The sequence below is a fragment of the Roseovarius mucosus genome, from assembly GCF_002080415.1.
Lineage (GTDB): Bacteria > Pseudomonadota > Alphaproteobacteria > Rhodobacterales > Rhodobacteraceae > Roseovarius > Roseovarius mucosus_A.
In genome coordinates, this window is record NZ_CP020474.1 from 1,473,746 (window position 1) to 1,492,014 (window position 18,269).

The 18,269-nt window shown below is 61.7% G+C and carries 24 protein-coding genes; 14 read left to right on the forward strand and 10 right to left on the reverse strand.

All coding sequences use genetic code 11. From position 1 onward, the window contains the following. The first annotated feature begins 110 nt into the window (after positions 1-110). From ROSMUCSMR3_RS07210 to ROSMUCSMR3_RS07240, 7 genes are all read left to right on the forward strand, one after another. Positions 111-767 carry a GntR family transcriptional regulator gene (locus ROSMUCSMR3_RS07210; protein ID WP_008281642.1) on the forward strand — a complete coding sequence of 219 codons (657 nt, stop codon included), beginning with the start codon at positions 111-113 and terminating at the stop codon, positions 765-767. Positions 768-814: 47 nt separating this feature from the next. Further along, complete coding sequence (gene smpB, locus ROSMUCSMR3_RS07215) at positions 815-1,291, forward strand: SsrA-binding protein SmpB (protein ID WP_008281641.1); 477 nt, start codon at positions 815-817, stop codon at positions 1,289-1,291. A gap of 16 nt (positions 1,292-1,307) precedes the next feature. Next, complete coding sequence (locus ROSMUCSMR3_RS07220) at positions 1,308-1,568, forward strand: SsrA-binding protein (RefSeq protein ID WP_081506888.1); 261 nt, start codon at positions 1,308-1,310, stop codon at positions 1,566-1,568. An 80-nt stretch (positions 1,569-1,648) separates the two neighbouring features. Next, positions 1,649-2,500 carry a 3-mercaptopyruvate sulfurtransferase gene (gene sseA / locus ROSMUCSMR3_RS07225; RefSeq protein WP_008281639.1) on the forward strand — a complete coding sequence of 284 codons (852 nt, stop codon included), beginning with the start codon at positions 1,649-1,651 and terminating at the stop codon, positions 2,498-2,500. Beyond that, positions 2,500-3,684 (forward strand): aromatic amino acid transaminase, encoded by a 1,185-nt coding sequence (locus ROSMUCSMR3_RS07230; RefSeq protein ID WP_081506889.1) that lies wholly within the window; start codon positions 2,500-2,502, stop codon positions 3,682-3,684. The genes sseA and ROSMUCSMR3_RS07230 overlap by 1 nt, the downstream gene beginning before the upstream one ends. 111 nt (positions 3,685-3,795) lie before the next feature. Next, the gene (locus ROSMUCSMR3_RS07235; protein ID WP_081506890.1) at positions 3,796-4,314 is read left to right on the forward strand and encodes a DUF3280 domain-containing protein; all 519 of its coding nucleotides are present in this window, start codon (positions 3,796-3,798) and stop codon (positions 4,312-4,314) included. A 1-nt stretch (position 4,315) separates the two neighbouring features. Then, entirely contained in the window at positions 4,316-5,131 is an 816-nt protein-coding gene (locus ROSMUCSMR3_RS07240) for a quinoprotein dehydrogenase-associated SoxYZ-like carrier (protein WP_081506891.1), read from the forward strand. 69 nt (positions 5,132-5,200) lie between these two features. Here the strand turns inward: ROSMUCSMR3_RS07240 and ROSMUCSMR3_RS07245 are convergent, their stop codons facing one another. The 5 genes from ROSMUCSMR3_RS07245 to ROSMUCSMR3_RS07265 all read right to left on the reverse strand — a co-directional run bounded on the left by ROSMUCSMR3_RS07245 (position 5,201) and on the right by ROSMUCSMR3_RS07265 (position 10,206). Beyond that, positions 5,201-5,749: a PQQ-dependent catabolism-associated CXXCW motif protein gene (locus tag ROSMUCSMR3_RS07245; RefSeq protein WP_081506892.1), complete on the reverse strand. Its 549-nt coding sequence runs from the start codon at positions 5,747-5,749 to the stop codon at positions 5,201-5,203. Then, positions 5,746-6,573, reverse strand: coding sequence for a substrate-binding domain-containing protein (locus ROSMUCSMR3_RS07250; protein ID WP_037298020.1), 828 nt, complete (start codon positions 6,571-6,573; stop codon positions 5,746-5,748). Before ROSMUCSMR3_RS07250 ends, ROSMUCSMR3_RS07245 begins: the two co-directional genes overlap by 4 nt. Beyond that, positions 6,557-7,093 (reverse strand): c-type cytochrome, methanol metabolism-related, encoded by a 537-nt coding sequence (locus ROSMUCSMR3_RS07255; RefSeq protein WP_008281633.1) that lies wholly within the window; start codon positions 7,091-7,093, stop codon positions 6,557-6,559. The genes ROSMUCSMR3_RS07250 and ROSMUCSMR3_RS07255 overlap by 17 nt, the downstream gene beginning before the upstream one ends. 82 nt (positions 7,094-7,175) lie before the next feature. Continuing rightward, on the reverse strand, positions 7,176-8,978 hold the full coding sequence (gene xoxF5 / locus ROSMUCSMR3_RS07260; RefSeq protein ID WP_008281632.1) for a lanthanide-dependent methanol dehydrogenase XoxF5: 1,803 nt from the start codon (positions 8,976-8,978) through the stop codon (positions 7,176-7,178). Between the two features lie 115 nt (positions 8,979-9,093). Continuing rightward, positions 9,094-10,206, reverse strand: coding sequence for an S-(hydroxymethyl)glutathione dehydrogenase/class III alcohol dehydrogenase (locus ROSMUCSMR3_RS07265; RefSeq protein ID WP_081506893.1), 1,113 nt, complete (start codon positions 10,204-10,206; stop codon positions 9,094-9,096). A 250-nt stretch (positions 10,207-10,456) separates the two neighbouring features. On the opposite strand from ROSMUCSMR3_RS07265, the gene ROSMUCSMR3_RS07270 reads away from it, so the two are divergent. After that, the gene (locus ROSMUCSMR3_RS07270) at positions 10,457-10,951 is read left to right on the forward strand and encodes a hypothetical protein (RefSeq protein WP_081506894.1); all 495 of its coding nucleotides are present in this window, start codon (positions 10,457-10,459) and stop codon (positions 10,949-10,951) included. Positions 10,952-10,957: 6 nt separating this feature from the next. Here the strand turns inward: ROSMUCSMR3_RS07270 and ROSMUCSMR3_RS07275 are convergent, their stop codons facing one another. After that, positions 10,958-11,989 (reverse strand): quinoprotein relay system zinc metallohydrolase 2, encoded by a 1,032-nt coding sequence (locus tag ROSMUCSMR3_RS07275; protein ID WP_081506895.1) that lies wholly within the window; start codon positions 11,987-11,989, stop codon positions 10,958-10,960. Positions 11,990-12,088: 99 nt separating this feature from the next. Here ROSMUCSMR3_RS07275 and ROSMUCSMR3_RS07280 point away from each other — a divergent pair, with 99 nt between their 5' ends. Further along, positions 12,089-12,901, forward strand: coding sequence for a quinoprotein dehydrogenase-associated SoxYZ-like carrier (locus tag ROSMUCSMR3_RS07280; RefSeq protein ID WP_237183549.1), 813 nt, complete (start codon positions 12,089-12,091; stop codon positions 12,899-12,901). A gap of 6 nt (positions 12,902-12,907) precedes the next feature. On the opposite strand, the gene ROSMUCSMR3_RS07285 is transcribed toward ROSMUCSMR3_RS07280, so the two are convergent. Genes ROSMUCSMR3_RS07285 through ROSMUCSMR3_RS07295 form a run of 3 tightly spaced genes read right to left on the reverse strand, consistent with a single transcriptional unit; the run spans position 12,908 to position 14,105 of the window. Next, positions 12,908-13,255: a hypothetical protein gene (locus ROSMUCSMR3_RS07285; protein ID WP_008281628.1), complete on the reverse strand. Its 348-nt coding sequence runs from the start codon at positions 13,253-13,255 to the stop codon at positions 12,908-12,910. Next, positions 13,252-13,905 carry a hypothetical protein gene (locus tag ROSMUCSMR3_RS07290; protein ID WP_232279217.1) on the reverse strand — a complete coding sequence of 218 codons (654 nt, stop codon included), beginning with the start codon at positions 13,903-13,905 and terminating at the stop codon, positions 13,252-13,254. The genes ROSMUCSMR3_RS07285 and ROSMUCSMR3_RS07290 overlap by 4 nt, the downstream gene beginning before the upstream one ends. After that, the gene (locus tag ROSMUCSMR3_RS07295; protein ID WP_081506897.1) at positions 13,902-14,105 is read right to left on the reverse strand and encodes a hypothetical protein; all 204 of its coding nucleotides are present in this window, start codon (positions 14,103-14,105) and stop codon (positions 13,902-13,904) included. Before ROSMUCSMR3_RS07295 ends, ROSMUCSMR3_RS07290 begins: the two co-directional genes overlap by 4 nt. Positions 14,106-14,307: 202 nt before the next feature. Here ROSMUCSMR3_RS07295 and pqqA point away from each other — a divergent pair, with 202 nt between their 5' ends. The 5 genes from pqqA to pqqE are packed head-to-tail and all read left to right on the forward strand — an operon-like array spanning position 14,308 to position 17,436. Beyond that, positions 14,308-14,403, forward strand: coding sequence for a pyrroloquinoline quinone precursor peptide PqqA (pqqA, locus tag ROSMUCSMR3_RS07300; RefSeq protein ID WP_037298014.1), 96 nt, complete (start codon positions 14,308-14,310; stop codon positions 14,401-14,403). A 31-nt stretch (positions 14,404-14,434) separates the two neighbouring features. Beyond that, the gene (gene pqqB / locus ROSMUCSMR3_RS07305; protein WP_081506898.1) at positions 14,435-15,328 is read left to right on the forward strand and encodes a pyrroloquinoline quinone biosynthesis protein PqqB; all 894 of its coding nucleotides are present in this window, start codon (positions 14,435-14,437) and stop codon (positions 15,326-15,328) included. Beyond that, positions 15,325-16,074, forward strand: coding sequence for a pyrroloquinoline-quinone synthase PqqC (pqqC, locus tag ROSMUCSMR3_RS07310; RefSeq protein ID WP_008281624.1), 750 nt, complete (start codon positions 15,325-15,327; stop codon positions 16,072-16,074). Before pqqB ends, pqqC begins: the two co-directional genes overlap by 4 nt. After that, a complete protein-coding gene (gene pqqD / locus ROSMUCSMR3_RS07315; protein WP_081506899.1) occupies positions 16,071-16,343 on the forward strand; it encodes a pyrroloquinoline quinone biosynthesis peptide chaperone PqqD in 273 nt (90 codons plus the stop codon). Before pqqC ends, pqqD begins: the two co-directional genes overlap by 4 nt. 1 nt (position 16,344) lies before the next feature. Next, the gene (pqqE, locus tag ROSMUCSMR3_RS07320; RefSeq protein WP_081506900.1) at positions 16,345-17,436 is read left to right on the forward strand and encodes a pyrroloquinoline quinone biosynthesis protein PqqE; all 1,092 of its coding nucleotides are present in this window, start codon (positions 16,345-16,347) and stop codon (positions 17,434-17,436) included. Between the two features lie 9 nt (positions 17,437-17,445). Here pqqE and ROSMUCSMR3_RS07325 read toward each other — a convergent pair whose 3' ends face one another. Beyond that, entirely contained in the window at positions 17,446-18,213 is a 768-nt protein-coding gene (locus ROSMUCSMR3_RS07325) for an FCD domain-containing protein (RefSeq protein ID WP_081506901.1), read from the reverse strand. Positions 18,214-18,269: the final 56 nt, after the last annotated feature.

The following is an 18,269-nucleotide window of genomic DNA, read 5'->3' on the forward strand; positions in this document are numbered from 1 at the left end:
TGGCCCGGACCGTGTCGGAGAGTGTTTGGTGTTTTGAATTCAGAGTCAAGATTTTTGTATACAAGAGTTTCCCACTTGCGCACAAACCCTGCCCTCGCTAGGATTTTTTTATGGAGATACGCCGCGCAGACATGATCGCTGACACGTTGGAAGAACTGGTCTTTACCGGCGATTTCAGCGATGGGGATCGGCTGGATGAAATCCGCCTTGCACGTCAATTCAATGTCTCGCGCACCCCGATTCGTGAGGCATTGCAACGGCTTGTCGCCTCAGGCCTTGCCGTGCAAATCCCGCGTAGGGGGGTTTTCATCCGCCAGCCCGGCCTTGTCGAACTGATGGAAATGTTTGAAACCATGGCCGAGATCGAGGGCGTCTGTGGCCGCCTTGCCGCGCATCGCATCTCGGAATCAGCGCTCGCCGATCTTGATACCGCCAATGCCCGCTGCACCGAAGCGATCGCCGCCGACGACGCAGATAGCTACTACCGCGAGAATGAGCGGTTTCATCACATGATCTATCGCCACGCAGGCAACGGGTTTCTGGAACAAGAGGCGCTGCGCCTGCACCGCCGCCTGAAACCGTTTCGCCGGATGCAATTGCGCCTGCGTGGGCGCATGGCGCAATCGATGGCCGAACACGAGGCCGTGGTCACCGCACTGCGCGCCGGAGAGGCCGAGCGCGCCGCCACGGTGCTGCGCGGCCATGTCGCCATTCAGGGCGAGAAATTCCATCTTCTCATGGCCAGCCTGCGCCGCGCAGCGGAATGATTTCGCCCCCGCTGGACAGTGCCCGCGCGCGCCATTAGGTAGGCGGAATGGCCAAGGCAAAGGAAAATCCCAACTACAAGGTAATCGCCGAGAACCGGCGTGCGCGCTACGACTATGCCATCGAGGACGATCTCGAATGCGGCATAATCCTTGGCGGCTCCGAGGTGAAATCCCTGCGCGTCAACAGCGCCAATATCGCCGAGAGCTACGCCATGGTGGAAAACGGCGAGCTTTGGCTGGTCAACTCCTATATCGCCCCCTACGAGCAGGCCAAGACCTTTGGCCATGACGAAAAGCGGCGGCGCAAATTGCTTGTGTCCAAAAAGGAACTGTCCCGCCTCTGGAGCGAGACCCAACGCAAAGGCATGACCCTTGTGCCGCTCGTGCTCTATTTCAACCATCGCGGCATGGCCAAGCTCAAGATCGGCATCGCAAAGGGCAAAAAGAACCACGACAAGCGCGAAACCGAGGCCAAGCGCGACTGGGCCCGGCAAAAACAGCGCCTGCTCAAGGATCACGGCTAGGCCGAGGGAGCGCTGGATGGAATTGCTGATCGCGCTTCTGGCTGGGGCAACGGCGGCAATGATCGCCGCAGGCCTTGGGCTCTCGCCGCGTCTGGGCTGGCTTTTGCAGGCGGGCATGGGCGCGATTGGCGGGGCGGCTGGCGCATATCTCCTGAGCCATGCCCCGGCCACAGGCAGTGACACGGCCTATCTGATCCGGCTTGTTGCCGTCACCGCCACCGGTGGCATCGTCACCCTATGGGCACTTCGCGCTATCGCCCGCCTCTTGCGCCGATAACCACACCGGCGCTGCATAGTCTTGCCCTTTTTCCCTTCAGACTGTAGGCAGAAAGCGTTTGAACCGGGGGGCAAATCGCCATGGACGATCCGAAAACGCTTGTTTCCACCGATTGGCTGGCGGCCCATCTCAAGGACCCCGACCTGCGCATTCTTGACGGCACCATGTTCATGGCCGCCGAAGGGCGCAGTGGACGCGCGGAATATGAGGCGGCGCATATTCCCGGCGCGCGGTTCTTTGACATCGACGACATCAGCGATGCGCGCTCGGAACTCCCGCATATGGCCCCGCCGGTTGAAAAATTCATGTCCAAACTGCGCGCCATGGGCGTGGGTGACGGGCATCAGGTGGTGGTCTATGACGCCAAGGGGCTATTTTCTGCGGCCCGCGTCTGGTGGCTTTTCCGGCTGATGGGACAGGACAATATCGCCGTTCTGGATGGCGGTTTCCCGAAATGGCAGGCCGAGGGCCGCGCCATCGAGGACATGCCCCCCATCATCCGCGATCGCCACATGACCGTGCGCCGCCAGAACCAGATGGTCAAGGACGTGACCCAAGTCGCGGCAGCCGCCAAACTCGGGGATTACGAAATCCTTGATGCCCGCTCTGCCGCCCGCTTTCGTGGCGAAGCGCCAGAGCCCCGCGCCGGTCTGCGCGCAGGCCACATCCCCGGCTCCAAGAATGTTCCCTATACGGACCTCTTGAACGCCGACATGACCATGAAAGACGCAGATGCCCTGCGCGCCGTCTTTGCCGCCACCGGGATGGATATGACCAAGCCGGTCATCACCTCCTGCGGCTCTGGTGTAACCGCCGCGATTATCAATCTGGCGCTGGAACGGATCGGCAAGACCGACCATGCGCTTTATGACGGGTCCTGGACCGAATGGGGCGCCTTCCCCACCCTGCCCGTCGCCACTGGAGAAGTTTGATGTTTGACGCCTTGAAAGAAAAACCCGCTGACAAGATTCTGGCCCTTGGTCAGGCGTTCCGCGAAGACCCGCGCGAGACCAAGATCGACCTTGGCGTCGGTGTCTACAAAACCCCCGAGGGCGTGACCCCGGTCATGCGCGCGGTCAAGGCTGCGGAAAAACAGCTCTGGGAGGCAGAGACCACCAAGGCCTATACCGCCCTTGCCGGTGAGCCAGCCTTTGCCGATGCGATGATCGCGCTCGTTCTGGGCGATGCGGTTGCGCGCGATCAGGTGTCGGCGATTGCGACGCCGGGCGGCACCGGTGCCGTGCGGCAGGCGTTTGATCTGGTCAAGATGGCCAACCCCGGGGGGCGCGTCTTTGTCTCTGATCCGACATGGCCCAACCATCTGAGCATCCTTGCCCATATGGGAATCGAGGTGGTGATGTATCGCTACTTCGACCCCGAAACCGTCGGCGTCGATTTCACCGGCATGATGGCGGATCTGGACGGGTTGCGCGCAGGGGATGTGGTGCTTTTGCACGGCTGCTGCCACAATCCCACGGGTGCCAATCTCAACATGACCGAATGGCGGGCGGTGGTGGATCTGCTCAACGCGCGCGGCGCGCTGCCGATGATCGACATCGCCTATCAGGGCTTTGGCGACGGGCTTGAGGCGGACGCCGCCGCTGTGCGATTCGTGGCGGAAAACTGCCCCGAGATGCTGATCGCCGCCAGCTGCTCCAAGAATTTTGGCATCTACCGCGAGCGCACGGGCATTCTGATGGCCGTCGCACAGGACAAGAGCCTGCAAAAAGTCACCCAAGGCAACCTCGCCTATCTCAATCGTCAAAACTATTCCTTCCCGCCCGATCACGGCGCACGGCTGGTGACGATGGTGCTGACCGATCCCGCCCTGCGCGCCGATTGGCAGTCAGAGCTTGAAGACGTGCGCCTTGGTATGCTCAAGCTGCGCGAAACGCTGGCGGCAGAGTTGCAGCGCCTCTCTGGCTCGGACCGGTTTGGCTTTGTCGCGCAGCATCGCGGTATGTTCTCGCGCCTTGGTGCGACCCCCGAACAGGTCGAACGCCTGCGCGCAGAGCACGCGATCTACATGATTGGCGACAGCCGCATCAACATCGCCGGGCTTAACGCCCGCACCGTGCCCATTTTGGCCAAGGCGATGATCGAGGTGGGCGTCTAAAGCGCCCCTCCCATGGGCGTCATCCCCGGGCCAGACCCGGGGATCTCCCGTGTTGTGACCTCCGCCCAAAGTCGCATAGCGCACCGCCCGGACCCGGCATAACATGCCCGCATGACACGGGCGCTTTTCCTCTGGCTTTTGGCCGGATTTCTGTCGGCTTCCGCCGCGACGGCGCAGGGGCTCGTGCCGTTGCGCGATGGCGCCTCTGTGGCCTTTCTCGGGATCACCTTCATCGACACCTCGACCGAGGGCGCATACAACCCGGTGCGCGCCGATGAAACCGCGCGCCTCGCGCTGGTTCAGGACTATGTTCAGACCCGTTTTGCCGAAACCGGCTTTGCAATGCTAGATTTGGACCCGATCACCACCGATCTTGCCACCGTCACCAACCCCGCCGATTGCTACGGCTGCGAAACCCGCCTCGCGGCACGGCTGGATGCCGATTACGTGCTGGTGGGCGAGGTGCAGAAGGTTTCGAACCTGATCCTGTCGATGAACCTTGTGCTGCGCGCTGTGCCCAGCGGCGAGGTGGTGCGCGCCCGCGCGGTCGACATCCGCTCCAATACTGACGATTCCTGGCTGCGCGGCATGCGCTATATCTTCAAGACCCATATGTTTGTGGAGGGATGACATGACACGTTTGGCCTTGGCCCTTGCGGCTGCGATGCTCTCTGGCCCGGCTCTGGCGCAGTCCACTTGGCCTGACATTCAATCCGCCCTCTATGGCGATGCGCCCCTCGTGGTGCAGAGCGCGCATGTCTCGCTCGACGCGCCGTATCGCGCCACAGACGATGCGCGCACTGTGTTGGGTGGGCACATCGTCGCCCCGCCGGGACAGAAGATCACGACTGTGACGCTGGTGATCGACGAGAACCCCGCCCCCGTGGCCGCCGAATTCCATCTTGCCGCGCCACAGGCCGAATTCGCCTTCAGCCTCACCACCCGCCTCAATGGTCAAACCCCATTGCACCTTGTGGCGCTCACCGATGCGGGCGAGCGGCACATGGCCGAGGCATTCCTTAAAACCTCTGGTCAAGGTGCCTGTGCTGCACCGCCGGGCACCGATCCGGTCGCGGCTCTGGCCAACTTGGGAGAGATGGAATTGGCGTTCTTGCCTGACCTCACAGCCCCCAGCAAGAGCGTGAACACTCGCCTTGCCGCGCTCTCAGGCAAGGTCCACGCGCTTGATGTCGATATCAGCCACCCCAGCCATTCGGGTCTGGCGATGGATCAAATCTCCCTGCTTTTCACGCCCCTGCGCGTGGTGGATGAGCTGGAAATCAACCTCGACAACGCCCCCTATCTGACAATGACTGGTAGCATTTCCCTTTCGGAAAATCCGCGCCTGCGTGTTTCGATTCCGACAGGCACCACGACAGCAAATGTCACCCTGCGGGATACCGACGGCACGACGACCAGCGCCCGCACCAGCCTTGCGGCGTATTGAGGGGGAAAGGTGTAGGCAGAGCTAGGGGCTGAGCCGCGCGGGGCAACAGCCATCAACGTCGGCTTCGCCCTACGTCCCCGGCTCCCCCGGTCTCGCGTCGATCTTTTCTAGCGGATAGTCTTCAAACGCCCAGCCATCCGTGCCCTCTGGAAACCAGTAAACCTCGGTATATCCCATCTCCAGCGCCCGCTTGGCCACGTTCCAGGACATCCAGCAGTCCTCGAGGCAAAAAAACAGCACAGGATGGCCGCTATCCCCGGCCGTCACCTCTGCCAGACCGTCCTGCAAATACGCCTCTGTCTCGGGGGCAATCCGCTCATAGCCGGTGTTGGGCAACCACACCGACCCCGGGATCGATAGCCGAGGCTTGTCGCGCCAGATCGTGCCGGCAGGCAGGTTTACAGGCTTGGGCGCGCGCGGCAGCACATCCACAAACGCCACCTCGCCCCTCTGCCACAGCACATGCGCAGCCGTGGCATCGACCACCACCGCGCCCGTCAAGGTCTCGGGAACCGGCGCGCGATAGGGCTCTCCGCGATAATACTCCGGCTCTGCCACCCCCTGCGCCGCGAGCGGTCCGGCCAGCAGCAGCAGCACGGCCAGACCTGCCCGGATCATTGCGAGAGCACCTTGGCCTCTGTGCCCATGTCATTGAGCAGCGGCACGCCTGCGTCATTCAAAATCGCATCAATTTCCGCCTGATTGCGCCGGATCAGCGAATTCAATTCCCGCTTCCACTGATCCTCGCCCAGCCGTACACCCATTGTGATCCTGTAGAACATCTTGGGCGCACCCACCTCGTGCAACAGCGGCACGACCTGCAAATCGGGATGCTCGCGCTTGACCAACGGCCCGCCGATGGGGCCCCAGAGCACGGCTGCGGCAATCTCTCCGGCCTCTAGATCGCGCAACATATCACTCGCAGGCGACTGCACCCGCCGATCCACAAACAGCGGATAGGCCCGCGCCTTGGCCATCAGCCCGTTGCGCGCCATATGCGTGCCCGGCGGGCTGCCCGCAACGATGCCCAGCACCTTACCCTTGAGGCGTGGATCGGCCAGCGTCACCACATCCGACAACTCCCCCGTTTTTGGCAGGATGAGCGTATAGACCGAAGTCATGTAGTGATTGGTGTTCTGCACCAACTCATGCCCCTGCGCGAACCCGATGATCACATCACAGCGCTTTTCGCCCAAGGTCCGGCGCACGAAACCCGTCGCCATCGGAAACCAGCTATATTCAACCGGCCGCTCCAATTCCGCAGCAAGCAGATCTGCAATGCGGTTCTCAAACCCGGTCCCGGCTTCGGTCGACATCGGATCATTGGCCGGATCGGCACAGACCCGAAATGCCGATTGCGAAACCAGCTCTGCCATCTGCGCCCCAGCCACTCCGGGCAAAAGCGCGACAGCCAAACCAAGCGCCTTAGCCCATGCACGCATCTTCTGCCGCCTGTATACCCTCTGATTTCGCCTCTTTCTTGGCCGGACGACCACGCTCGACCACCCCCAGACCGCGGGCCTTGAGGTAGACGTAAATGTCATCCAGATAGCACATCACATTGGGGTTGGTGCCAAAGGACGGCATCACCGAATTCTCCGAGGCGTTCACCTTTTGGCGTCCCTCAGCCACGACGCCGTAAAAGTCGTAGTAATCCATCGCCACCGCCGACTCCTTTAGCGCGGGGGCATAGGTCGAGCCCTCACCATCCGGCCCGTGGCAGACATGGCATTCCGCATGATAGCGGCGAAACCCTGAAAACGTCTGCCAGTCCACCGTGCCATCCTCGGCCACGTTAAAGGTGGGAATATCATCAGCGGTGAAATACAGCCCATCCTGTTCGTAAGAGGCGGCAAATTTGGGATCATCGGGCGACGGGGCCTCTTCGCCAAGGACCGGCAGCGCGACAAGCGCCAGACATGCGGTCAGACCAGCGGACAAGAGGCGGCGGGGCGTCAACATTCGTAACTCCTTCTGGGTTCTCAGGTGCGGCGGCGCGACACATTCAGATGCCGCGCCGCCTGTAATTGGGTCAGATCCGCGATCAATCCGGCAGTTTGAACACGGTCAACTGACCACCAAGCGCCGTATAGTCGCTAAGCGCCGCATAGCCGCCCACAGCACCCAGACCGGCATTCGGATCGGTCAGACCCGCCGCAAGGCCAATTCCGGCCCAGCCGCCGATACCCGACAGGATGCCGACATATTGCTTGCCGCCATGCTCATAGGTCATCACGTTGCCGATAATCCCCGACGGCGTCTTGAAGCTGTAAAGCTCATCGCCGCTCGAGGCATCAATCGCCTTGAGATAGCCCTCGAGCGTGCCGTAGAACACCACATCGCCAGCGGTCGCCAGAGCGCCCGACCAGACCGAGAATTGCTCGGGGATCGACCACTTGATCTTGCCCTCGATATTGTCCCAAGCGATGAAATTGCCCATGCCGCCATGGCTGCCCGGTGCGGGATACATCGCCAACGTCGCGCCCACATAGGGCTGACCGGCGGTATAGCTCACACGGAACGGTTCGTAATCCATGCAGACGTGGTTGGTGGGGATATAGAAAAGACCGGTCTTGGGGCTATAGGCAGACGGCTGCTGGTCCTTGGTGCCCAAGGCCGCCGGACAGATGCCGGTCGAGTTCACATCCTCGCCATTCTGCTCGGTGGAGTATTCCGCCACCACAGCCGGACGGCCATAGGTTGGCGAGGCCGGGTCCATATCCACACCCGTGGTCCAATTGACGACCGGGTCAAACTTTTCGGCCACCAGCAATTCGCCGGTTTCGCGATCCAGCGTATAGGCCAGACCGTTGCGATCCGGATGGGTCAAGAGCTTGCGCATTTGCCCGTCAACCTCTTGATCTGTCAGGATCATCTCGTTGACACCGTCATAGTCCCACTCGTCATGCGGGGTCATCTGGTAGAGCCACTTGGCCTTTCCGTCATCGGGATCACGTGCCATGATGGTCATCGACCAGCGGTTGTCGCCGGGCCGCTGCGCCGGGTTCCAGGTCGAGGGGTTGCCGGTGCCGTAATAGAACAGGTCCAACTCCGCATCATAGGAATACCAGCCCCAGGTCGAGCCGCCGCCGATCTTCCACTGATCGCCTTCCCAGGTGTTCGTGCCCGAATCCGGTCCCACCGGCTTGCCCAGATGGGTGGTGTTTTCCGGATCAATCAGCGTGTCGCTGTCTGGCCCCATGGAATAGGCGCGCCAGACCAGTTCGCCGGTGTTCATGTCATAGGCAGTGGTATGACCGCGCACGCCGAATTCCCCACCGGAAATGCCCACGATCACCTTGTCCTTGACCGGCAGCACGGTCGCGGTGTTGGTCTCGCCAATGGACGGATCGCCATTCACTGCTGTCCACTTGACCTCGCCGCTCTTGGCGTCCAGCGCCACAACCGTGGTATCAGCCTGGTGCAGGAAAATCTTGCCATCCGCATAGGCCACGCCCCGGTTGACCGTGTCACAGCACATCACCGGGATCACGTTGGGATCTTGCTTGGGCTCGTATTTCCAGATGATCTTGCCGTTGTTGCTCAGATCCAGCGCATAAACGATGTTGGGAAAGGGCGTGTGGACATACATGATGTCCCCGATCACCAGCGGCGAGCCCTCATGCCCGCGCAGCACGCCGGTGGAAAATGTCCAGGCGACCTGCAATTTGCCAACGTTGTCCTTGTTGATCTGTTCCAACTCGGAATAGCGGGTGTTGGCGTAGTCGCCGGTCTGGATCGCCCATTGCGTTGGATCGTCAATCAGCGCTTGAAGATCGCTGTTGGCCGTGGCCATGCCGGATGCGCCGACAAAGAACGCCGCCGACATCAAGAGTGATTTCTTCATTTTGTCCTCCCTGGATAAAACTTCAGTCGTTTCTGTCATCCCGGCCCGCACCGCCCTCCTCTGCGATGGAACCGGGTCACATTCTTTTGGTCGCGGTCCCTCTTTGGGATCGCACTTAGTAAATCACCACGCTGCGGATGCTTTCGCCGGCGTGCATGAGCTCAAACCCTTTGTTGATATCCTCGAGCGACATGGTGTGGGTGATCATCGGGTCGATCTCGATCTTGCCCTGCATGTACCAATCGACAATCTTGGGCACATCCGTGCGCCCGCGCGCGCCGCCAAAGGCCGTGCCGCGCCAGCTGCGCCCCGTGACCAGTTGGAACGGCCGCGTGCTGATTTCCGCACCCGCAGGCGCCACGCCGATGATGATGCTCTCGCCCCAGCCCTTATGCGCCGCCTCGAGCGCCGTGCGCATCACGCCCACATTGCCGGTGGCATCGAATGTGTAATCGGCACCCCCGCCGGTCAGCGCCACAAGATGCGCCACCAGATCGCCCGTGACCTCTTTGGGGTTGACGAAATCGGTCATGCCAAAGCGCGTCGCCATCTCGATCCGGCCCGGATTGATATCGACGCCGACGATCTGATCCGCCCCCGCCAGCCGCAGCCCCTGCAGCACGTTGAGGCCGATGCCGCCCAGACCGAACACAATCGCCCGGCTGCCGATCTCGACCTTGGCGGTGTTGATCACCGCCCCCACACCCGTGGTGACACCGCAGCCGATGTAGCAAATCTTGTCAAAGGGCGCATCCTTGCGCACCTTCGCGAGCGCAATCTCGGGCAGGACCGTGTGATTGGCAAAGGTCGAGCAACCCATGTAATGCAGGATCGGCGTGCCATCCAGCATCGAGAACCGGCTGGTGCCGTCGGGCATCACGCCCTGGCCTTGGGTCGAGCGGATTTTCTGGCACAGGTTGGTTTTCGGGTTGAGGCAGTATTCGCATTCGCGGCATTCGGGCGTGTAAAGCGGAATGACGTGATCGCCCGGTTGCAGGCTGGTGACGCCGGGGCCCACCTCGAGCACGACGCCCGCGCCCTCATGCCCCAGAATGGCCGGAAACGCCCCCTCTGGATCGGCCCCCGACAGGGTGAAATCATCAGTGTGGCACAGGCCCGTCGCCTTGATCTCCACCAGAACCTCGCCCGCCTTTGGACCCTCAAGGTTCACCTCCATGATCTCCATCGGGCGGCCTGCCTCAACCGCAACCGCAGCACGTGTGCGCATTCAGTCTGTCCTCCCTTGCATCCCGGAGGATACAACCTTTAGGCGATTTGACGTCAAAAATACTTTTCAAACCAGCCTGTTTCATCCTGTGACAATATGTGCCAAGATTACGCCATAACTCAGTAAGACCTTAGTCGTAGAGGACGGGATGAGACCAGTTATTGCCGCCTTAGCCATTGTTATTAATGGATTATCTCCAGTTTTCGCCGCAGGATTGAATGACCCCGAGTGGCCCTGCATTCAGCGGCGCGTGGATACACTTTCTGCGGCGGTGATGTGGCCCCATCCGCCTGAGAATCAGGCCGCCGCGCCGGTTCTCTCGCCCGAAGCCGCGCGGCTGGCAGAACAGCTCGCGCTGCGCCGACTCACCCTCGAAGAGGCCGAATCAGCGGTCGACGCCACGCCGAATCTGACCAAGGACGACTACACCGCAATCTTCTCTGACGTGTTTGACCGCCTCAATCAGCGCCGGGGCGAGATCATGGGCGGTATCACCCGCTACGCCCGCAATCAGGCGCGCATGGCCGAGGAAATCGAAGCGCTGCGCGGTGAAATCGCCACGCTCACCAAGGCCGAGAGCCCCGACTTCGACCGCATCGACCAATTGGAAGAGGATCTTGATTGGCGCGCGCGTGTGTTTGATGATCGCCGCCGCTCGCTGACCTATGCCTGTGAAACGCCGGTCCTGTTGGAAAAGCGGCTTTATGCACTGGCGCAGATTCTGGCGGCGCACGTCCCCGACTAAGGCGCGTCACTCCCATTCCAGCTCGGTAAAGGCCGCCGTCACATTGCGCGGGTGGAAAAGATCAAAGAGCGCCCAGTGCGCCGCCTCGCTTTGTCCAACCGTCTCAATCGCCTCGCCAAGGCGCAGACCTTGCGACACCGCCGCGCGCGTCTCATCGCGCAAGACCAACAGATAACGCCGCAAATCCACGAGCCCCTCCGGCCACTCCAGCACCGGCCCGCCATGCCCCGGCACGATGCGCGCAGGCGCGGGCGCGCCCATCGCCTCAAGCACCCGCAACCATCCCATAACTGATCCATCAAGCGCGGGGCTGTGCGCGTCGAACACCAAATCGCCGGTAAAGAGCGTCGCTGTTTGCCGATCGAACACGGTCACATCGCTCTCGCTATGTGCGGTCTCCCAAGCCACCAGATCCAGCATACGGCCCCCAAGATCAATTTCGGCCCGGTCTGCGATTCCCTCGCCCACCGTTGGAACCCGGCTGCCGATGAACCCTGCCCCCATCAGCCGGGCAAAGCTGGTCTCATAGGTTTCGGCCCGCGCCGCCAGCGCTTGCCCCAGCTTGCGATGCCCGACAACCTGCGCCCCCGCCTCGATCAGCACCTCAGCCCCCATCACATGATCGGGGTGCATATGGGTCAGGATCAGATGCGAAATCGGCTTCTCGGTGATCTGCCGGACTGCCAGATAAACCGCCTCGCCCACGGCACGGCTACCGCCCGCATCAATCACCGCAACGCTGTCTTCCCCGATGATGAATCCGATATTGGCCACATCGCCCAGATTGTCCGGCGTCACATCCGCCACCTGCCCGAGATGCACAAAGACGCCCGGCGCTATCTGCGCGAACGCCATCCCGCTATTGGGCCTCTCCACACAGTCAAACGGCCCCGCGATCAGCGCATCACCCCAATCCGGCGCGATCTCTTCGGCCCGCGCCAGCGCCTGCGCGCAATCCGCAGCCCCCACCGGCAAAAGCCGGGTCTCGCAAGTCTCGGGATTGGCCAACAGACAGAGGCTCAGAACGATCTCGAACATCTCGGACTCCGCGCAAAACTGCTACCAAAGGTTGATACAACCCGCATCCGATCCGTGATACTGTCCAATAGTGCGAGTATGCCCGATCCGGAGGCCCAGATGACCCGATTTCCCATGACCGCCCTTTGCCTGAGCCTGACGCTCGGCACCGCAGCCCTTGCCGAAGAGCCGCGCAACCCGCTGCAAGATGGCGAGACTTGGGACTATCTGCGCGCCGACATTCTCGACGCAAACAAGGCACTCAGCCCCGGTGCGGTCTTTGCCGTCGATGCGCCCTACCGCGCCCATGACGCGGCCACCGTGCCCGTGGTCGTCACACAAACCGATCAGAGCGTGGGGCCGATCACCACGCTCAAGATCGTGGTCGATGAAAACCCGGCCCCGCTTGCTGCTGAAATCAAATTTGGCCCTGCCATGGCCCCGCTCAGATTTGAGGCACGGGTGCGCGTCAACGCCTATTCCAATCTGCGCGTCATTGCCGAAACCGCCAGCGCCAGCTATCTCGACGGGCGGTTCGTCAAGGCCGCCGGTGGCTGTGCCGCCCCCGCCACCCGCGATCCCGAGGTGGCGCTTGCCCATATGGGCGAAATGCGCCTGCGCCATTTCGATAGCGCGCCGGTGCAGATCGGCAGCCGTCGCGATGCGCAATTGATGATCCGCCACCCCAATTACTCGGGCCTGCAACGCGACCAGATCACCCAGCTTTTCGTGCCGGCGCATTTCATTCAGGATCTGACCGTCTGGCAGGGTGACGAGATGCTCTTTTCCCTGACAGGTGGCATTTCCATCTCCGAGGACCCGGTGTTCCGCTTTAGCTATACAGACAACGGCACGCCCGATCTGCGCATCCGCGCCGAAGATACAGAGGGCAATGTGTTTGAAGAGGTGCTGCCCAAGGCCAGCGCCTCCTGATGCCGCTTACTTGAAGCAAATGATCTCGGCTTCCGCCTGCGCACGGCGTAGGTCGGCAACAATCCCCTCGCTCACCGGCCCTGCCTTGAACATCGACATGCGCTCGCCGTTGCCCTGACGCAGCGCCAGCACCGTCTCTGCCGAGACATAATCCTTGTAGGGCAAGATCGCGGCAATCTCGTCGATGGAACAAGAGCAGCGCCGCAGCATTTCGCGCGTGTTTCCATTTGCCGCCATGCAGCCAAAGACGTAATCCGCGCGCGCCTCGGTTGGATAATCGTTAAGCTGGTCCGCCACGCTCTGCGCCAGCCCCATCGTGGGAAACAGACAAAGCAAGATCGCCAGACACCTCATTCTTCGGTCTCCGACAGCGCCAGCGTTGAGCTAAAATAGCGTCCGCCACTGTCGCGCTCAGGCGTCTCGGCGCGCATCGAGTGATACCAGCCGGGCACCGTCTCTGACACCTCGAACACCACCTGCAATTCGGCAAAAGGGCCCAATCGCGCGGCATTGGCATCGCCGACAAACGGCGCCAGCAGCACCTCTTGCCCGGCGTGGTCCTTTCCCTGCCAAGTCACTTGCACCGGCGAAATCCCCACCGGCGCCAAAAGCGATTCCTTGATCCGGTTGCGGATATAGAAAGTGCTGCCGCCCGTGGCCTGCGCCAGATCGCGCACCAGCCGTTCTAGAAAGAACATCGCCATCGGATTGCCCACCGTGGCATCGAACCCGGCAACAGGCTGCTGTCCGGTGTCCAAAACCCGCATCAACCGCGCTGTGCCGCCCTCTTCGATCCGCAGATCGTAGCCCTGCGCGCCTTGCGCCTCGGGCGGTGCGGCTGCGTTCTCGGTCTCGCTTTGGTAATGCAGCGCATCCCCTGGCGCGAAGTCTTCAAGGGTGCCGGTGCGAAAAATCAGATCATAGCCCTCATGGGCCGTCCCCGCCAAAACCGGACCAACCGCCAACATCAGGCCTAGAAAAATCCCGGATACTTTGCGTCTCACGCCCGCGTCCTCGCCCCGCCTAGGGGCTGACACGACCAGCGCGCAATGCGCCAGCGCGGATGCGTCGCCGCCCATTTGCTCAATTCTGGTATCGCCTCGGCCATACATCCCCGCGCTGTCCGGTCGGTATATTGAAACGCCCGCTCTTCACAAATCTCTGGCTGACGCGCCAGACAGGCCACAAACAACCGCTCGATCATGATCCTACTCCTGCACTTTGTCGGCCTCGCCGCCACATGCCCAGATATGGGCTAAGTGTCACTCAGGTCCAGCCTGCGACACAAGCCCCTCATCCCCTGATTGCACTAAAGTCGTAGGTCTCTAAGACTACGGCAAAGTTGACATGTCTGGGATCGGAATATCTATTAAACCTATCGACCACATCTAAGAGGAGGATAGACGATGGCATGGAGCAAGCCGGTTCTGCGTGAACTGAACTGTGGAATGGAAATCAACATGTACGGCCCCGCCCAAGAAGGCGACGGCGTCCTGTTCTGAAAAATCCCGACTGGTCGCAGCGAGGTAACAGGTGTTTAAGGCTCTGATACTAGGCGCTGCGGCCGGCGGTGGCTTGCCACAGTGGAATTGTGGCTGCGAGAATTGCAATCTTGCCCGAGACGGTAAGATTCCTGCCTCAACCCAGTCATCCCTTGCCGTGACAACAGATGGGGTAAGTTGGGTTATTTTAAACGCTTCCCCAGACATTCGCGCGCAACTCGCGGCTAATCCGGCACTTCATCCGCGCAGCCTGCGCGATACGCCGATCGCGGGCGTGCTGCTTACGAACGGCGATATAGATCACGTGGCGGGGCTGCTCAGCCTGCGAGAGCAACAGCCCTTCGCCCTCTATGCCACCGGTGAAATTCATGGCGTTCTGGCCGACAACCCATTGATGCAGGCGGTTGATCCCGCTCGGGTGCCGCGCGTGGCCATTGCCCTTAATCAACCAGTTCCCCTGCTACCCGGCCTCACCGCGACACTCTTTGCCGTGCCCGGCAAGGTGCCGCTCTATCTTGAGGGCGAGACCGTGCAAACCGATCTTGAGGGCGAACAGACCACCGGCGTGCATCTTCAGGCCGAGGGCCGCAACATCTTTTATATTCCCGGCTGCGCTGCTGTCACCGACCGGCTTGCCGAACGCCTGCGGGGTGCTGACATGGTGTTTTTTGACGGCACGCTCTGGCGCGATGACGAGATGATCACCATGGGCCTCAGCCAGAAAACCGGGCGTCGCATGGGCCATATCTCGATGAGCGGCTCCGACGGCTCGATTGCCGCCTTGCGCGATCTGGGGATCGGGCGCAAAATCTACGTCCATATGAACAACTCGAACCCTGTTCTGCGCCCCGACGCATCCGAGCGTGCCGAGGCCGAATCGGCCGGCTGGACGATTGGACAGGACGGCATGGAGATCACCGCATGACCCCAACCCGCGACGCTTTTGAGGCCCGCTTGCGCCAGATCGGGGCAGAGCGCTATCACGACCGCCACCCGTTTCATCACATGCTTCACGGCGGCCACTGCACCCCCGATCAGGTGCGCGCGTGGGTCATCAACCGCTACTATTATCAATCCCGCATCCCGATGAAGGATGCCGCCTTTCTCAGCCGGGTCGACGACCCCGACCTGCGCCGCATCTGGCGCTCGCGGATCGAGGATCATGATGGCACCGCCGAGAATGAGGGCGGGATTCGCCGCTGGCTGCGCCTTGCCCAAGCGGTCGGGCTTGATCCCGATTACGTGGCCTCTGCCCAAGGCGTGCTGCCCGCGACCCGCTTTGCGGTTGATGCCTATGTCGCCTTTGTCCGCGAAAAACCGCTGCTCGAGGCGGTTGCCGCCTCTCTGACAGAGCTTTTTGCGCCCAAGATCCATGCCCAGCGCATCGAGGGGCTTTTGGCCAACTACGCCTTTGCCGATGACAGCAGCCTCGCCTATTTCCGCAACCGCCTGAAAGAGGCGCCCAAGGATGTGGCCTTTGGCCTCAAATGGGTGCTCGACCGCGCCGATACCACCGAAAAACAGGATGCCGCCGCTGCCGCACTGACCTTCAAGACCGATGTGCTCTGGTCGCAGCTTGACGCGCTCTCTTCTGCCTATGTCGACCCCGCGCGTATCCCGCCGGGCGCATGGCACCCCGGTGAGGGACTGCTCGCCAAAGGCGCGGCATGACCCCCGACAGCATCCCCAATCTGCCGCGCGGCGTGCGCCTGCATTATGATCGGGTGCGCGAGGATTGGGTGCTTTTGGCCCCCGAACGCGCCGTGCGGCTCGATCCCATCGGTCACGCCATTCTTAGCCGGGTGGACGGGGTGCAAAGCTTTGGTGCGCTCACCGCCGATCTCGCCGCCACGTACAACGCGCCGCTTGACGATGTCACCCGCGACAGTGCCGAATTCCTGCAAGGTTTGGCCGAGCGGCGCTTTCTGGAGATGCGCTGAAATGGCCAATCCCCCAATCGCCATGTTGGCGGAACTCACGCACCGTTGCCCGCTCTCGTGCCCCTATTGCTCCAACCCGGTGGAACTGACCGCACGGGAAACGGAACTCGGCACCGCCGACTGGGTATCGGTCTTTCAACAGGCCGCTGACTTGGGTGTGCTGCAACTTCACATCTCGGGCGGCGAACCCGCCTCGCGCCGCGATCTAGAAGATCTGATCAAGGCTGCGCGTGACGCGGGCCTCTATACCAACCTCATCACCTCCGGCATTGGCCTGACCGAGAAACGTCTGGCTGCGCTCGATGACGCGGGCCTCGACCATATCCAACTGTCGCTGCAAGGAACCGATGCCGAAATGGCCGACCGCATCGGCGGCTATATGGGCGGCTTTGACCGCAAGATGCAGGTGGCCAAATGGATCGCCGCCATCGGCTTTCCGCTCACGCTCAATTTCGTCATGCATCGCGGCAACATGCACCAACTGCCCCGCGCGATTGAAATGGCGCAAGACATGGGTGCGCGCCGGATCGAGGTGGCGACCGTGCAATTCCACGGCTGGGCCATGCTGAACCGTGGCGCGCTCATGCCTGACCGCGCGCAGGCCCGCGAGGCCAGTCGCATCGTCGCCGAGGCGCGCGCCGCCCTCAAGGGGCGTCTGGTGATCGATTATGTGCCCGCCGATTATCACGCCGATTATCCCAAGACCTGCATGGGTGGCTGGGCCACAACCGGCCTCAACGTAGCCCCTGATGGGCTGGTCTTGCCCTGCCACGCGGCGCAGACGATCAAGACGCTCACCTTCGACAATGTGCGCGACCGGCCCTTGGCCGATATCTGGCACAACGGCGCAGCCTTCAACGCCTTTCGTGGCACCGACTGGATGCAGGAGCCCTGCCGTTCCTGCGAGCGCAAGACGATTGATTTCGGTGGCTGCCGCTGTCAGGCCATGGCGATTGCGGGCGATCCGGCGGCGACCGATCCGGTCTGCATCAAATCCCCCCACCACGCGCAAATGCGCGCCCTGGCCGAGGATTTCTCGGGCCAGTCTGACGCAGACCTCACATGGCGGGTGATGGAGAAAACGCCGCTTTAGACACCGTGTCTACCGCGATTGCTCGTGCTCATAGCGCTGCTTGGCAATCGCCTCGTTGCGATCCGCCTTTTGCTGGTCGGCCAGTGCCTTTTCAACATAGTTGAGATGGTCATTGACCGCCGCGCGCGCCGCCTCGGGATCGCGCGCCTGAATGGCGGCGTTGATTGCACGGTGCTGATCCAAGAGCGCGCCGCGCGTCGTGCGCTGTTTGAACATCACCTGACGGTTGTAAAACACCCCCTCACGCAGCAATTGGAACATCGAACGCATCATGTGCAGCATGATGACATTATGGCTGGCCTCGATGATCGCCATGTGAAACTCGGCATCCAACCGGGCCTCATCCGCCGGATTGGTCTTTTTATGGGCCGCCTCCATCTTATCCATCAGCGTCTGGATCACCTGCAAATCGGTATCCGACGCAAGGCGCGCCGCGCGACAGGCGGCCAGACCCTCTAGGTCGCGGCGAAACCCGATATAGTCAAATACCGCCTCGTCATGCTCGGCAAAAAGCCGGATCAGCGCATCAGAAAAGGCGCTGCCCAACACATCAGCCACATAGATGCCCGCGCCTGCCCGCGCGCTCAGCAATCCCTTGTCCTGCAACTCCGCCACCGCCTCGCGCAGGGACGGGCGCGACACCCCCAACTTCTCTGCCAGATCGCGCTCTGCAGGCAGCCGTTCACCGGGACGCAAAATGCCTTGCAACACGAGCTTTTCGATTTGCCGCGTTACGGCAGTCGAGAGTTTTTCGGGGGTAACTTTCTGAAATGGCATGCGCGCGCCCTTGCTGAATTGGTCAGATCATATGACCACATCGAAAGGGCGGCAAG